Source organism: Tissierella pigra (assembly GCF_018917845.1).
Taxonomy (GTDB): Bacteria; Bacillota; Clostridia; order Tissierellales; family Tissierellaceae; genus Tissierella; species Tissierella pigra.
Window position 1 is genome coordinate 772,894 of record NZ_JAHLPJ010000001.1, and the last position, 16,231, is coordinate 789,124.

Below are 16,231 nucleotides of genomic sequence, written 5' to 3' on the forward strand. Positions count from 1 at the left end.
TGTTACTATAATAGGGTAGGTAGAACTTTTTATAAAGATTAGAAATTACCATAAATAGGAGGCAAGAAAATGTTTGATGATAAAAAGATCAATGAAATCAAATCATCAGTTGATCAATGGGAAAAAGAAGTGGTGGAGAAGTCCATATCAAGATTTCCAGAAAGGAAAGAAAAATTCACAACAGGATCAAATATAGAAGTTAATAGACTATATACTCCTGTTGATATAAATGAGCTGAACTATAATGAAGATTTAGGCCTTCCGGGGGAATATCCATTTACCAGAGGTGTTCAATCTACTATGTATAGAGGTAGACTTTGGACAATGAGACAATATGCTGGATTTGCATCAGCTGAGGAGTCAAATGGAAGATATAAATATCTTTTGGAACAAGGACAAACTGGGCTTAGTGTTGCCTTTGATTTACCTACACAGATAGGATACGATTCAGATGACGGTTTATCTGAAGGTGAAGTTGGTAAAGTTGGAGTAGCCATAGACTCATTAAAGGATATGGAAACTTTATTTGATGGAATACCTTTAGATAAGGTAAGTACATCTATGACCATAAATGCACCTGCATCTGTTTTACTTGCCATGTATATTGCTGTTGCAGAAAAACAAGGTGTATCAAAGGAAAAACTAAGAGGAACTATTCAAAATGACATTTTAAAGGAATACATAGCAAGGGGTACTTATATATTTCCGCCAGAGCCATCTATGAGATTAATTACTAATATATTTGAATATTGCTCAAAAGAAGTTCCAGGATGGAATACCATAAGTATTAGTGGATATCACATAAGAGAAGCAGGTTCTACTGCGTCACAAGAAGTTGCATTTACATTGGCTGATGGTATAGCCTATGTTGAAGCTGCTATTAAAGCAGGACTTGATGTAGATGATTTTGCACCAAGATTATCATTCTTCTTTAACGCTCATAACGATTTACTAGAAGAAGTAGCGAAATATAGAGCAGCCAGAAGACTATGGGCTAAGATAATGAAGGAAAGATTTAATGCAAAAAATTCAAAGTCAATGCAGCTAAAGTTCCATACACAAACAGCAGGTTCTACTTTAACAGCACAACAACCGGATAATAATATAATAAGAGTTACAATCCAAACTTTAGCAGCAGTTCTAGGAGGAACTCAATCTCTTCATACGAATTCAAGGGATGAAGCATTAGCACTACCTACTGAAGATTCAGTTAGGATTGCCCTAAGAACACAGCAGATAGTAGCTCACGAATCAGGAGTAACAGAAACAATAGATCCGTTAGCGGGATCATATTATATAGAAAACTTGACTAATAAAATAGAAGAAGAAGCTTTAAGATATATAGAAAGTATAGATGAACTAGGTGGAGCACCTAAAGCTATTGAAAAAGGATATATTCAAAAAGAAATTCAAAATGCTGCTTACAGATATCAAATGGAAGTGGAATCTTTAGATAGAATTGTTGTAGGAGTAAATAAATTTAAAATCGAAGAAACAGATAAAAAAGAGTTATTAAAAGTAGATAAGACAGTAGAAATAAGTCAAAAAGAAAAATTAAAAGTATTAAGATCAGAGAGAAATAATGAAGATGTAGAAAAAGCATTAAATACATTGAAAGAAAAGGCAAATACTCAAGAAAATCTAATGCCATTTATCCTAGATGCAGTAAAGACATATGCAACTTTAGGTGAGATATGTAATGTATTAAGGGAAGTATTTGGAGAATATCAACAATCAGTAATACTATAGTCAAGGGAGGCTTGACTAACTGTGAATATTGAATTGTGAATTAAAACCATGAATAGAATTGGGATTCTGAATTTCACTTTAATTCGACATTCAAAATTTAAAATTCAAAATTCGTGAGTTGTACTCACGCTGGGAGGTATATATATGGATAAACCAATTAGGGTTTTAGTTGCAAAGCCTGGATTAGATGGACATGATAGAGGTGCTAAGGTAATAGCAAGAGCTTTAAGGGATGCAGGAATGGAAGTAATATATACTGGACTTAGACAAACTCCAGAACAAATAGTAGCTGCTGCAATCCAAGAGGACGTAGATGCCATAGGTATGAGTATATTATCAGGAGCACATAATCACTTGTTTCCAAAGGTGGTGAACCTACTAAAAGAACAAGGAGTAGATGATGTGTTAATAGTAGGTGGCGGAGTTATTCCAGAGGACGATATTCCTTTTCTAATAGAATCAGGTGTAGAAGCAGTATTTACTCCGGGAACACCAACAAAGGATGTAGTGGATTTTATCACAAATAACCTAAAAAGGTAAATAGGTGGTGCTTTATTTGGATATTCGTGAAAGAATTTTAAAGGGAGATAAGAGAGCCTGTGCCAGACTCATTACAATGATAGAAAATAACAATGAGGAAGCAATAGATATTTTAAAAGAGTTATATAAAAATACAGGCAATGCTTATGTCGTCGGTATAACTGGACCTCCAGGAGCGGGAAAGTCTACTTTAACAGATAAATTGACTAAGGAACTTAGAAAGCTTAATAAAAAGGTAGGAATAGTAGCAATAGACCCTACTAGCCCCTTCAGTGGTGGTGCAATATTAGGAGATAGGATTAGGATGAATGACCTTTCCTTAGATAAAGATGTATTTATAAGAAGTATGGGAACTCGTGGTTCATTAGGTGGTATGTCAAATTCCACTTGGGGTGCAGTAAAAGTATTAGATATATTTGGTTGCGACTATATTTTCATAGAAACAGTAGGCGTAGGTCAATCGGAGGTAGATATAGTAAAGACAGCAGATACAGTACTTATGGTTATGGTACCTAATCTAGGTGATGATATTCAAGCCATAAAGGCGGGAATAATGGAAATTGCAGATGTATTTTCCATAAATAAATCAGACCTTGATGGTGCAGATAAAACTAAGGTGGAAATAGAAATGAACTTAGATTTAAATGAGCAGAAGGACTATAGACCACCAGTAGTTAAGGTATCAGCTGGACAAAATAAAGGTATAGATACTCTGTTGGAAAAAATTCTAGAGCATAGAGACTATCTAGAGCGAACAGATAAGCTAAAAGAAATAAGAACAAGAAATAATAAATTAGAGTTGTTAAAGATGGTAGAGGAAGATTTAATGAAAATAATATTAGATAAGGCAGTAAAAGAAGATTTACTAGAAAATTTAGGAAAGAAAATTACATCAAAAGAAACGGACCCATATAGTGCTAAAGATGAAATAATTGCACTGATTAGAAAATAGTAATTCACAATTTACAATTCACAATTAAAGTAATTTCAAAAACTTGCTTATCATCAGTGTATTGTGAACTGTACATTGTATGATGAAAGGAGAAAATATAATGGTAGGTAAAGTGGACCATATAGGAATTGCAGTAAAGAATTTAGATGAAACTCTTAAGTTTTATGAAGACATATTGGGCATGAAATGTGTAGATAAAGAAGTAGTAGAAGAGCAAAAGGTAAAAGTTGCTTTTTTACCTATAGGAGATACTGAAGTAGAATTACTTGAATCAACAGAAGAAGACGGTCCTATAGCTAAGTTTATTGAGAAAAAAGGTGAAGGAATCCAACATATTGCCTATAAAGTAGATGACATAGAAAAATCAATAGAGGAATTAAAGGCAAAAGGTATTAAGATGATAGATGAAAAGCCAAGATATGGTGCTGGTGGTGCTAAAATTGCGTTCTTACATCCAAAGTCAACCTTTGGAGTTCTTATAGAACTTTGTCAAAGAGATTAGGCATTTTAAAAAAGGAGGGTAAATATGAAGGAAAAAATTGAAAGGCTCCTGGAAACTACTAAGAAAATAGAACTTGGTGGCGGGGAGCAAAGAATTGAAAAACATCATAAGTCAGGGAAACTTACTGCTAGGGAAAGAATCAACCTATTATTTGATGAAGGTAGTTTTGTTGAGGTTGATAAGTTTGTAGAGCATAGATGTACAAACTTTGGTATGGAAAAAGTAGAAGCAGCTTCTGATGGAGTAGTAACTGGATATGGTACAGTAGAGGGAAGACTTGTATTTACTTATGCTCAGGATTTTACAGTGGTGGGAGGTTCTCTTGGAGAGATGCACGCTGCGAAAATTTGTAAGGTTCAAGATATGGCATTAAAAATGGGTGCACCAATTGTAGGATTTAATGATTCTGGTGGAGCAAGAATTCAAGAAGGTGTAGACGCCTTATCAGGATATGGAAAAATATTTTATAGAAATACTATTTCCTCTGGAGTAATACCTCAAATATCAGTTATAATGGGACCATCAGCAGGTGGAGCAGTTTATTCACCTGCACTTACAGACTTTATATTCATGGTAGATAAAACTAGTATGATGTTCATAACAGGACCACAGGTAATTAAATCTGTTACTGGAGAAGAAGTAACTCAAGAGGAACTAGGTGGTGCAAGTACACATAGTAAAATATCTGGTGTCGCCCACTTTATGGATAACACAGAAGCAGAATGTATAGAACGAATAAAGGAGTTACTATCACTTTTACCTTCCAATAATCTAGAAGAAGCACCAGTTTATACAATGGAAGATGAAATCAATAGAATAGAAGAACAACTAAACGAGATAGTTCCAGTCAATCCTAATAAACCTTATGATATGAAGGAAGTTATAAAACTTATAGCGGATGGAGGATATTTCTTTGAAGTTCAGGAGAAGTTTGCTCAAAATATATTAACTGGATATATAAGATTAAATGGAAAAACCATAGGAGTAGTTGCTAATCAGCCAAAAGTATTAGCAGGATGTTTAGATATTAATGCCTCAGATAAAGCTGGAAGATTTATAAGAACTTGTGATGCTTTTAACATTCCTTTACTTAACTTAGTAGATGTTCCAGGATTTTTGCCAGGGGCAACTCAGGAATATGGTGGAATAATAAGACATGGTGCAAAGATGCTTTATGCTTATAGTGAAGCGACTGTACCAAAGGTTACACTAATAGTCAGAAAGGCTTATGGCGGAGCCTATCTTGCAATGTGCTCTAAAGATTTAGGGGCAGACCAAGTATTTGCATGGCCAAATGCAGAAATAGCAGTTATGGGACCAGATGGAGCTGCAAATATTATATTTAAAAAGGATATTGAAAACTCTGATGACCCAATAGCAACTAGACAAGAAAAAATAGCTGAATATAGGGATACTGTAGCTAATCCATATATAGCTGCTCAAAGAGGATTTGTAGATGATGTAATAGTTCCAAGTATTACCAGACCAAGACTTATTTCTGCCTTTGATATGTTAGAATCAAAGAGAGAAAATAGACCTGCTAAAAAACATGGTAATTTACCAGTATAAAAGAGGTGAGATAATTGGGTGAATATGTTAGTTTTGGGGAAAGTATAGTAATTACAATATTTAGTATGGTAGTAGTATTTGTAGGATTAATTGTACTTGCAATGCTAATATCTGTATTAAAGGCAGTAGGAAACAAAGCAGATAAGGGTGAAGTTGCTAAAGAAGCAGTGACAGCAGATAGGGTTGAAAAAACTGTAGTAAAGGAAAATATAAATAAAGCAGAAAAAGATATTGTAAATAATGAAGAAATAGTTGCAGTTATAGCAGCTGCTATAGCAGCAAGTTTAGGTATTAGTGTACCAGAAGTAAATATAAAAAGTATTAAGAGAGTACCACAAAAGAACTTAGCTTGGTCTACAGCTAGTAGACAGGAACAGATAAACGGAAAACTATAAAAATTATTAAGGGGGAGAAGTCATGAGAAAGTTTATGATAAATGTTAATGGTAATTCTTATGAAGTTGAAGTTGAAGAAGTAGGAGTAAGTGGGACGTCACAAAGGTCAGTAGTATCAGCACCGTCAACACCAGCACCAACACCATCAGCTCCTAAAGCAGCTCCAAAAGAAGAAAAGAAAGAAGTTGTAGTATCAGCAGGGCAAGAAGTAGTAGAAGCACCCATGCCAGGAAATATTTGGAAGATAGATGTTAAAGAAGGAGATACAGTTAAAGCGGGAGATATATTATTGATACTTGAAGCAATGAAAATGGAAAATGAAATTTTGGCTCCAAGAGATGGAGTAGTTGCAAGTATAAATACTACACAAGGAGCAGCTGTAAATACAGGAGATAAATTAGTAGTATTAGACTAATTCCATTAAGAAAGGAAGGTAAATTTCATGAACTTAGGACAGATATTGCTGGAATTTTTCCAGAGCACAGGAATTGCAGCCATAACCTGGGGACAGGCTTTGATGCTTTTGGTATCCTGTATACTGTTATACTTAGCAATTGCTAAAGGATTTGAGCCTCTATTACTTATTCCCATTGCTTTTGGTATGTTATTGGCGAATTTACCAGAAGCGGGATTAATGGCTCCGCCAGTTGTACAGATTGCCCCAGACACTATAACTGGAGAACTAGTTTCCACTACCATAGAAAATGGAGGACTTCTATATTATCTATACCAAGGTGTTAAATTAGGTATATATCCACCACTTATATTCCTTGGAGTAGGAGCGATGACAGACTTTGGACCATTAATAGCAAATCCAAAGAGTATATTACTTGGTGCAGCAGCACAATTAGGTATTTTTATTACATTTATAGGAGCTACCTTATTAGGATTTACAGGACCAGAAGCAGCTAGTATTGGTATCATAGGTGGAGCAGATGGACCTACGGCATTATTTTTAACATCTAAACTAGCACCACATTTATTAGGACCAATAGCAGTAGCAGCATATTCATACATGGCTTTAGTGCCAATTATTCAGCCACCAATTATGAAGGCATTAACAACTAAAGCCGAAAGAGAAGTAGTAATGGGACAGTTAAGACCAGTGTCTAAAAAAGAAAAAATTATTTTTCCTATTTTAGTTACATTGTTGGTTTCTTTATTATTACCATCAGCAGCAGCCTTAGTAGGTATGCTAATGTTCGGTAATCTATTTAGGGAGTCATTAGTAGTAGATAGATTGTCAGAAACAGCACAAAATGAGCTGGTAAATATAGTTACAATATTCTTAGGAACTACTGTAGGAGCAACGGCAAATGCAGAAACTTTCCTTACAGTAAGAACTCTAAGTATAATAGCCTTAGGACTTATAGCATTTTCCATAGGAACAGCAGGTGGAGTATTATTTGGTAAGATAATGTATAAGACTTCAGGTGGAAAAGTTAATCCTCTTATAGGTTCAGCAGGAGTATCAGCAGTACCAATGGCAGCTAGAGTATCACAAAAAGTGGGACAAGAAGCTAATCCAAGAAATTTCTTATTGATGCACGCTATGGGACCCAATGTAGCAGGAGTAATAGGTTCAGCCATAGCAGCAGGGTTATTGCTGAATTTCTTTGGAGGATAGAATTTGGTGTACATCCCTTAGTTTATTTATCTAGTGAATAGTGAATAGTTAAAGAAATATCTTTTAAAACTATTCACTATTCATTTTTCACTATTCACTGTTTTTAGGAGATGATTATATGTATGAAGGTTATATAACTGATGTAGAGGGCATTAAAGTTGGTCACCACCAATCTGAAGAAGGTATGACAGGATGTACTGTAATTATTTGTGAAAAAGGTGCCACTGGAGGAGTGGATGTAAGAGGCTCAGCTCCAGGAACTCGTGAGACAGATTTATTTAAAGCTGAAAAAATGGTTGATAAAGTTCATGCAGTAGTTTTATCAGGCGGTTCTGCCTTTGGTTTAGATGCAGCAGCAGGTGTTATGAAATATTTAGAAGAACAAGGGATAGGGTTTGATGTTTCTGTAACTAAAGTTCCCATAGTGGCATCAGCAGTGATATTTGATTTACATATTGGAGATTATAGAATAAGGCCTGATTTTGAAATGGGTTATAGAGCAGCGAAAAATGCCAATGAATATACTAAGCTACAAGGTAACATAGGATGTGGCATGGGAGCAACCATAGGAAAAATATTAGGACCACAAAATTCTATGAAATCAGGACTTGGTTCTGCCACTGTAAAATCAGGGGAGTTAATAGTATCTGCCTTAGTCTCTGTAAATAGCTTTGGTGATATATATGATTTTACAACTAATGAACAAATAGCAGGTGTTTATGATTATAAAAACAATAAACTTCTTAGTACTATAGACATAATGAAGAATATAAATAAGGACTTAGGTTTTAGCATAAGTAATACAACAATAGGGGTAATAGCCACTAATGGAATTTTAACTAAAGCCCAGGGCAATAAAATAGCAGAAATGGCTCACAATGGTTTTGCAAGGTCTATTAATCCAATTCATACTATGTTAGATGGAGATACAATATTTACCATGGCAACAAATGAAGTAAAGACTGATATAAATCTTTTAGGGACTTTAGCAGCTGAAGCCATGAGTAAAGCCATAACTAATGCTATAATATTTGCAGAAGGTTCCAATGGATTAAAAGCTTATAAAAATATTTAAAGAATTAATAATTAATTTTTATTGAATTAATATGAAAATACAATTATAATAATTGTATCAATTAGCCAATATCAAAATTGAGTTGGACTGGATAAAAGTTAAATTGAATATTAAATCGACTGGTATCCAAAATAATAGGAACTAGAGCGGAGGGATTTTAATGGAAAAAGAAAAGAGATTTACTGTAAGGAAAATGACTATTATAGGAGTATTAGGCGCTATATCAGCAGTGCTTGGAATGACTCCCTTAGGGTTTATTCCAGTAGGACCTACTAGGGCAACCATAATGCATATACCTGTAATCATAGGAGCATTAATGGAAGGACCTGTAGTAGGAGGTTTTGTTGGGCTTATATTTGGTATATTTAGCATTTTTCAAGCTATAACCAATCCAACACCAGTATCATTTGTATTTTTAAACCCAATAGTATCAATATTACCAAGGGTATTAATAGGTATAGTATCTTCTTATGTATATAATAGGCTGAAGAAAATGGGAAAAGAAAAGACAAAGATATTATTATATCTGATTTTAATAGGAATTATATCCTATTTGTCCTACGGAATATATATAAATATTAAAAATCAAAGCAGTATATGGTTAAGTCTAATGAATATAGGACTGATAGCTTTAACCTTAATAATAATTTACTTTACTGCAACTAAGCTTAAAGATAGAGCATTAGACATTATTATATCCACTACCATAGGTACACTGACTAATACAGTTGGAGTTTTAACTATGATATATATTTTCTATGCTGAGAGATTTGTAGGTGCCATAGGCGGTGATATAAATACAGCAAGAAAGGTTATAATGGGAATAGGAGTGGCTAATGGTTTACCAGAGACTATTATAGGAATTATAATAGTAACTTCAGTAGTGGGAGCTTTAAAGAGCAGAAGATAAGGATGGAAGGTGAAAATCATTGTTATTAGTTATAGATGTTGGAAATACAAATGTAGTATTTGGAGTATATCAAGAAGATAAGCTATTATATGACTGGAGAATAGCCACAGAAAAAGATAGAACCTCTGACGAATATGGGCTTTTATTTGAACAGATTTTTAGGTATCATGGATTGGATCCAAAAGAAGTAAAAAATGTTATTATCTCATCTGTAGTACCACCACTTATGCATACTTTACCTGCCATGAGTATAAAATATTTTGGAATAGACCCTATTGTAATTGGTCCAGGAGTAAAAACTGGAATGAATATAAAGTATGATAACCCAAAGGAAGTAGGAGCAGATAGAATAGTAAATGCTGTAGCGGCCTATGAAAAATATGGAGGGCCCTTGATAATAGTAGATTTTGGTACTGCCATTACATTTTGTGCTGTATCAAAAAATGGAGATTATTTAGGAGGTGCTATTACTCCAGGAATTAAGATTTCATCAGAAGCATTATTTATGAGAACTGCTAAGCTTCCTAAAGTAGAAATTGCAAGACCAGAAAAAGTAATAGCAAAGAATACAACAAATAGTATCCAATCTGGTTTGGTATATGGATATATAGGAATGGTAGATTATATAATATCAAAGATGATAGAAGAAATGGAAGAAGATGAAAGAACAGTAAAAATAGTGGCTACTGGTGGATTTTCAAGTTTAATTGCTTCAGAAAGCAAATATATAAATAGAATAGATAAATTGTTGACTCTTGATGGACTCCGAATAATATTTGAACGAAATAAGTAAGTAGCTTAATAGCTACTTACTTTTGTAATGTGTATTGAGGTGAATATATGAAAATAGGAAATATAGAATTGGAAAACAATATATTCTTGGCTCCAATGGCGGGAGTTACAGATTTAGCCTTTAGAATACTATGTAAGGAAATGGGTGCTGGATTAGTTGTATCAGAAATGGTAAGCAGCAAAGGAATGTACTATGAAGATCCAGGTACCAAAACTTTGTTGCAAGTAAATCCTAAAGAACGACCAATAGCCATACAAATCTTTGGTTCTGATTCAAAGATTATGTCAAATATAGTTGAAGAGTATCTAAATCCGAGGAAAGACATAGATATTATAGATATAAACATGGGCTGTCCAGCACCTAAAATAGTTAAAAATGGTGATGGAAGTGCCTTAATGAAGGAACCCAAATTAGTAAGGCAAATATTGAGGGAAGTAATAAGAGTATCTCAAAAACCTGTTACCTTAAAGATAAGAATGGGCTGGGATGAAAGTAGTATAAATGGAATAGATATTGCTAAAATAGCAGATGAAGAAGGAGTTGCTGCTCTTACTGTTCATGCAAGAACTAGGGATATGTTTTACTCAGGAAAGGCAAATTGGGAATTTATAAAAGAGGTAAAAGAAAATGTTAGTATTCCTATAATAGGAAATGGAGATATATTTGGACCACAAGATGCAGTAGAAATGTTTAAACTAACTAACTGTGATGGAGTTGCCATAGGTCGAGGATCCCAAGGAAATCCTTGGATATTTAAGAGAATAAGAGATATAATGGTAGGGAAGGAAGATAGGCCTCCAACAAATGAAGAAATAATACAAATGTGTATTAGGCATTTGGAACTCCTTTGCTCTATAAAGGGTGAAAGAGTAGGAGTAAGAGAAATGCGAAAACATACTGCCTGGTATTTAAAGGGTTTGAGAAACTCCAATGAAATAAAAAATTTAATATATACTATTGTTAGTAAAGAAGAAATAAAGAAAGTTTTATATGAATATATTGCTTCTAATCCATAGAGTTGTAATAATAATAAACTCTCCTCATATAATAAAGTAAAAATTATATAGGAGGGATAGTATAGGACTTATATATATATTAAGTAATGAAAGATATTTGGAGTTTTATAAAAAAGGATTTTCAAAGTATATACCTGAATTTCTATTGCCCAAAATTAAGCCTAAAATAATAGAAGACATTTTAAAGGAAGATAAAGTAATTGGTAAAATAGTAGGAATAAATTTAAAGCCTATGGATTTGAATAATCAAGAAAATCTAGAAAAATTTCTAGAAGCCTTATTAGAACTTAAAGACGAAGACAGCAATACACTATTTATTGAAGGCTATGAGAACTTAAGCTCATTAACATTGGAATCTATACAGGATATTACTAAAATGAAAATTTTTAATGGAGAATATACTAGATTATCTAATATTTTAGTAGTCATTAGAAAAATATTTAGTATTCTAAAGGAAGATTTAGAGGATAAGGAAATTTTAGTTGTTTGTGATGAAAAAGAAATAGCAAAGAGAATAATAAAGGAAATTTCAAAAGGTTTTAGGTTTATAACTTCCATAGGTTGTGAGGAATATAATGATGAAATCTATGAATATATACTAGATGAAACTGGTTTATCTTTATTTTATCCTATAAGTATTCATAAGATTTTAAGTAGATATAGTGTAATAATTAATTATACAGAGAAATTGGAATTTGATATTTCAAAGGTTAAGAGAAATGCCATAGTATTTAATTTCAGTAAGATAGACTTGAAAGACAATAAAAATAGAACACATTTTATAGAGGATTATGGCTTTGATTTTAAAGAATTAGGTATAAAAACTGAATGGATAAACCATAAAATTACTTCAAGTTTATTTGAATCTTTATTAGGAATGGAAAATCATAGCATAAACTATTTAATATCAGGAAATAATTATTATTCATTAAAAGATTATGTTAATTTATTTATAAAGGTAAAAGGAAGATTCTAAGACTTGACATTATAGACTCACTTGATTATAATATCTTGCATACAATAAGGAATTATACTTTTATTTTATTGATTTCATAGCTTATATATAGAAATAATATTACTATACAACTTAAATTACTAATATTTGTTAGTCAAAGGAGAGAGATGTAAATGCCAGAAAAAGATGTTTTTTTAACAGAAGAGGGATTGAAGAGATTAGAGGATGAATTAGACGAATTAAAAAGTGTTAGAAGAAAAGAGGTAGCTGAAAAAATAAAACAGGCTTTAAGCTTTGGTGATATAAGTGAAAACTCAGAATATGATCAAGCCAAGAATGAACAGGCACAACTAGAAGAAAGAATTGCAAAATTAGAAACTATGTTGAGAAACGCAAGAATAATAGATGAAGATGATATTACAACAGATGTTGTAGGTATAGGCTCTAAAGTCTTAGTAAAGGATTTAGAATATGATGAAGATATGGAGTTTATAATAGTAGGTTCAGCAGAGGCGGACCCATATAACGGTAAAATATCAAATGAATCACCAGTAGGCTCAGCACTTCTAGGATGTAAATCAGGAGATACTGTAGAAGTAGTGGTACCAGATGGAAAAATAGAATATCAAATAGTAAATATCACAAGATAGAGCTAGAACAAACTAAGGAGGGAATGCAGTGGGAGATACTGAATTAAATTTAAATGAAATGCTGATGATGAGGAGAGAAAAACTTAAAGAATTAATAGAAAAAGGAAAAGATCCATTTGTAGTTGAAAAGTTTGACTATACTCATCATAGTTCTACTATTAAAGATAAATTTGAAGAATTAAACGGACAAAAAGTAGCTGTTGCAGGAAGAGTAATGTCAAGACGCGGACACGGTAAAGTTAGCTTTATTGATCTTCAGGACAGTGAAGGACGTATTCAGATATTTGCTAAACAAGATGTAATGGGAGAAGAGCAATATAAGGATTTAAGCCTGTTAGACCTTGGAGATATTATTGGAGTTAATGGAGAAGTATTTAAAACACAAGCTGGTGAAATATCCATAAGAGCTGAAGAAATACTTATAATGAGTAAGTCATTACAAATCTTACCAGAGAAGTTCCATGGATTAAAGGACCAAGATTTAAGATATAGGCAGAGATATGTAGACTTAATAGTAAATCCTGAAGTAAAAGAAACTTTTATTCTTAGAACGAAAATAATCAAGGCTGTTAGAGAGTATTTAGATGACAGAGGTTTCCTAGAGGTAGAGACTCCAATTCTAAGCCCTATAGCAGGTGGCGCAAATGCAAGGCCTTTTGCAACACATCATAACACCCTAGATATAGATATGTATTTAAGAATAGCAAATGAATTGTACTTAAAGAGATTAATAGTAGGTGGATTTGAAAAGGTTTATGAAATGGGCAGAATGTTTAGAAATGAAGGGATGAGTCCAAAACATAACCCTGAGTTTACCAATATTGAACTTTATCAAGCTTATGTAGATTATGAAGAAATGATGAGATTAACAGAAAACCTATTTGCATATGTTGCAGAAAAGGCATTGGGAACTACAAAAATAAACTATCAAGGCACAGAATTAGAACTAGCTCCACCTTGGAGAAGATTAGATATGGCAGATGCAGTAAAAGAATTTACAGGAGTAGATTTTTCTACAATAAATACTGATGCAGAAGCCATAGTAGTGGCTAAAGAAAAAGGAATAGAAGTTAAACCTGGTATGACTAGAGGACATATTATATCAGAAATGTTTGAAGAATTCTGTGAAGAACACTTAATTCAACCTACATTTATTACAGGACATCCTGTTGAAATATCACCTCTTGCTAAGAGAAATCCTGAAGATCCAAGAAAGACAAATAGATTTGAAGCTTTTATTAATACTTGGGAATTGGCAAATGCCTTTTCAGAGTTAAATGACCCTATAGATCAAAGACAAAGATTTGAAGATCAAGTTAAGCAAAAAGATTTAGGTGATGATGAAGCTCATCCAATGGATTATGATTTCATCAACTCTATTGAAGTAGGTCTTCCACCTACAGGTGGTCTTGGTATTGGAATTGATAGAATGATTATACTTCTTACAAACCAACCAAGCATTAGAGATATACTTTTATTCCCAACTATGAAACCATTAGATGAATAAGATATAAAGATACGGCAGGATATAGTCCTGCCTTTTTCATATCTATATAGGTATAAAATAAGATAATATGGAAAAAATTATATAAAAGTTAAGAAAGGTGTTGACTTTTATTTGGAAAAGGTGTATTATAGTAAAAGTCAGCTACGACAAATAACTTCATAAATCAACAAATGATTTAAAAAAAGTTTTTAAAAAGTAGTTGACAGCAAATGAAAAATTTGCTATACTGAATAAGTTGCCTCGAGAGAGACAACGTTATGACCTAACACAATGAGCGTAGCGAGTTGATGTAGGTCAAACGCAATGAACACCAAATTTATACGAGCGTAGCGAGTAAATAAATTTGAGTTGTGAAACTGCGATGAACCTAGAAAACTAAACAGTGTGAGAAACTTTGAATTATAAAAAGTAACACATGAAACAACAGTCAGCAAATTTGAGCTAATCAGACTTTTAAATGAGAGTTTGATCCTGGCTCAGGACGAACGCTGGCGGCGTGCCTAACACATGCAAGTCGAGCGAAGTTTTCAAAGCAGATTTCTTCGGAATGAAACTTTGATTATCTTAGCGGCGGACGGGTGAGTAACGCGTGAGAAACCTGCCTTTCACAAAGGGATAGCCTCGGGAAACTGGGATTAATACCTTATGACACTTAAGAGTCGCATGACTTTTAAGTCAAAGCGTAAAGCGGTGAAAGATGGTCTCGCGTCCCATTAGTTAGTTGGTGAGGTAATGGCTCACCAAGACCGCGATGGGTAGCCGGCCTGAGAGGGTGAACGGCCACACTGGAACTGAGACACGGTCCAGACTCCTACGGGAGGCAGCAGTGGGGAATATTGCACAATGGAGGAAACTCTGATGCAGCGACGCCGCGTGAACGATGAAGGCTTTCGGGTCGTAAAGTTCTGTCCTTGGGGACGATAATGACGGTACCCAAGGAGGAAGCCCCGGCTAACTACGTGCCAGCAGCCGCGGTAATACGTAGGGGGCAAGCGTTGTCCGGATTTATTGGGCGTAAAGGGTGCGTAGGCGGCCATTTAAGTCAGATGTGAAAGATCACGGCTCAACCGTGGTAAGCATTTGAAACTGAAAGGCTTGAGTTAAGGAGAGGAAAGTGGAATTCCTAGTGTAGCGGTGAAATGCGTAGATATTAGGAGGAATACCAGTGGCGAAGGCGACTTTCTGGACTTATACTGACGCTGAGGCACGAAAGCGTGGGGAGCGAACAGGATTAGATACCCTGGTAGTCCACGCCGTAAACGATGAGTGCTAGGTGTTGGGGGTCAAACCTCGGTGCCGCAGCTAACGCATTAAGCACTCCGCCTGGGGAGTACGTACGCAAGTATGAAACTCAAAGGAATTGACGGGGACCCGCACAAGCAGCGGAGCATGTGGTTTAATTCGAAGCAACGCGAAGAACCTTACCAGGGCTTGACATGCCCCTGACCGTCCTAGAGATAGGACTTTACCTTCGGGTACAGGGGACACAGGTGGTGCATGGTTGTCGTCAGCTCGTGTCGTGAGATGTTGGGTTAAGTCCCGCAACGAGCGCAACCCTTGCCTTTAGTTGCTACCATTAAGTTGAGCACTCTAGAGGGACTGCCGATGACAAATCGGAGGAAGGTGGGGATGACGTCAAATCATCATGCCCTTTATGTCCTGGGCTACACACGTGCTACAATGGTCGGTACAGCGAGCAGCGACTTAGTGATAAGGAGCAAATCTCTTAAAGCCGATCCCAGTTCGGATTGTAGGCTGCAACTCGCCTACATGAAGTCGGAGTTGCTAGTAATCGTGAATCAGAATGTCGCGGTGAATGCGTTCCCGGGTCTTGTACACACCGCCCGTCACACCATGGGAGTTGGCAATACCCGAAGCCAGTGAGCTAACCTTTGGAGGCAGCTGTCGAAGGTAGGGTCAATAACTAGGGTGAAGTCGTAACAAGGTAGCCGTATCGGAAGGTGCGGCTGGATCACCTCCTTTCTAAGGAG

General features: G+C 34.8%; 15 protein-coding genes and 1 rRNA gene. All 16 read left to right on the forward strand.

The window, feature by feature from the left end; all coding sequences use genetic code 11:
* Window positions 1-69 precede the first annotated feature (69 nt).
* The gene (locus KQI41_RS03705; RefSeq protein ID WP_244971084.1) at window positions 70-1,749 is read left to right on the forward strand and encodes an acyl-CoA mutase large subunit family protein; all 1,680 of its coding nucleotides are present in this window, start codon (window positions 70-72) and stop codon (window positions 1,747-1,749) included.
* Between the two features lie 144 nt (window positions 1,750-1,893).
* Window positions 1,894-2,289, forward strand: coding sequence for a cobalamin B12-binding domain-containing protein (locus KQI41_RS03710; RefSeq protein WP_154439450.1), 396 nt, complete (start codon window positions 1,894-1,896; stop codon window positions 2,287-2,289).
* Between the two features lie 16 nt (window positions 2,290-2,305).
* Entirely contained in the window at window positions 2,306-3,241 is a 936-nt protein-coding gene (meaB, locus tag KQI41_RS03715) for a methylmalonyl Co-A mutase-associated GTPase MeaB (protein ID WP_154439449.1), read from the forward strand.
* 100 nt (window positions 3,242-3,341) lie between these two features.
* Window positions 3,342-3,743 carry a methylmalonyl-CoA epimerase gene (gene mce, locus KQI41_RS03720; RefSeq protein WP_154439448.1) on the forward strand — a complete coding sequence of 134 codons (402 nt, stop codon included), beginning with the start codon at window positions 3,342-3,344 and terminating at the stop codon, window positions 3,741-3,743.
* A gap of 24 nt (window positions 3,744-3,767) precedes the next feature.
* Complete coding sequence (locus KQI41_RS03725) at window positions 3,768-5,312, forward strand: acyl-CoA carboxylase subunit beta (protein ID WP_216584891.1); 1,545 nt, start codon at window positions 3,768-3,770, stop codon at window positions 5,310-5,312.
* Window positions 5,313-5,326: 14 nt separating this feature from the next.
* Window positions 5,327-5,707 carry an OadG family protein gene (locus tag KQI41_RS03730; RefSeq protein ID WP_216584892.1) on the forward strand — a complete coding sequence of 127 codons (381 nt, stop codon included), beginning with the start codon at window positions 5,327-5,329 and terminating at the stop codon, window positions 5,705-5,707.
* Window positions 5,708-5,729: 22 nt separating this feature from the next.
* On the forward strand, window positions 5,730-6,122 hold the full coding sequence (locus KQI41_RS03735) for a DUF2118 domain-containing protein (protein WP_154439445.1): 393 nt from the start codon (window positions 5,730-5,732) through the stop codon (window positions 6,120-6,122).
* A 27-nt stretch (window positions 6,123-6,149) separates the two neighbouring features.
* Window positions 6,150-7,334 carry a sodium ion-translocating decarboxylase subunit beta gene (locus KQI41_RS03740; protein WP_216584893.1) on the forward strand — a complete coding sequence of 395 codons (1,185 nt, stop codon included), beginning with the start codon at window positions 6,150-6,152 and terminating at the stop codon, window positions 7,332-7,334.
* Between the two features lie 118 nt (window positions 7,335-7,452).
* A complete protein-coding gene (locus KQI41_RS03745; protein ID WP_216584894.1) occupies window positions 7,453-8,409 on the forward strand; it encodes a P1 family peptidase in 957 nt (318 codons plus the stop codon).
* Between the two features lie 160 nt (window positions 8,410-8,569).
* The gene (locus KQI41_RS03750; RefSeq protein WP_216584895.1) at window positions 8,570-9,319 is read left to right on the forward strand and encodes an ECF transporter S component; all 750 of its coding nucleotides are present in this window, start codon (window positions 8,570-8,572) and stop codon (window positions 9,317-9,319) included.
* Between the two features lie 19 nt (window positions 9,320-9,338).
* On the forward strand, window positions 9,339-10,112 hold the full coding sequence (locus tag KQI41_RS03755; RefSeq protein WP_216584896.1) for a type III pantothenate kinase: 774 nt from the start codon (window positions 9,339-9,341) through the stop codon (window positions 10,110-10,112).
* 47 nt (window positions 10,113-10,159) lie between these two features.
* Window positions 10,160-11,128, forward strand: coding sequence for a tRNA dihydrouridine synthase DusB (dusB, locus tag KQI41_RS03760; protein ID WP_154439441.1), 969 nt, complete (start codon window positions 10,160-10,162; stop codon window positions 11,126-11,128).
* 97 nt (window positions 11,129-11,225) lie between these two features.
* Window positions 11,226-12,104 carry a hypothetical protein gene (locus KQI41_RS03765; RefSeq protein ID WP_154439440.1) on the forward strand — a complete coding sequence of 293 codons (879 nt, stop codon included), beginning with the start codon at window positions 11,226-11,228 and terminating at the stop codon, window positions 12,102-12,104.
* A 152-nt stretch (window positions 12,105-12,256) separates the two neighbouring features.
* Window positions 12,257-12,733: a transcription elongation factor GreA gene (gene greA, locus KQI41_RS03770; protein ID WP_154439439.1), complete on the forward strand. Its 477-nt coding sequence runs from the start codon at window positions 12,257-12,259 to the stop codon at window positions 12,731-12,733.
* 58 nt (window positions 12,734-12,791) lie between these two features.
* Entirely contained in the window at window positions 12,792-14,240 is a 1,449-nt protein-coding gene (lysS, locus tag KQI41_RS03775; protein ID WP_154439531.1) for a lysine--tRNA ligase, read from the forward strand.
* 453 nt (window positions 14,241-14,693) lie between these two features.
* Window positions 14,694-16,223: ribosomal RNA gene (locus KQI41_RS03780) — 16S ribosomal RNA — on the forward strand.
* The last annotated feature ends 8 nt before the right edge of the window (window positions 16,224-16,231 follow it).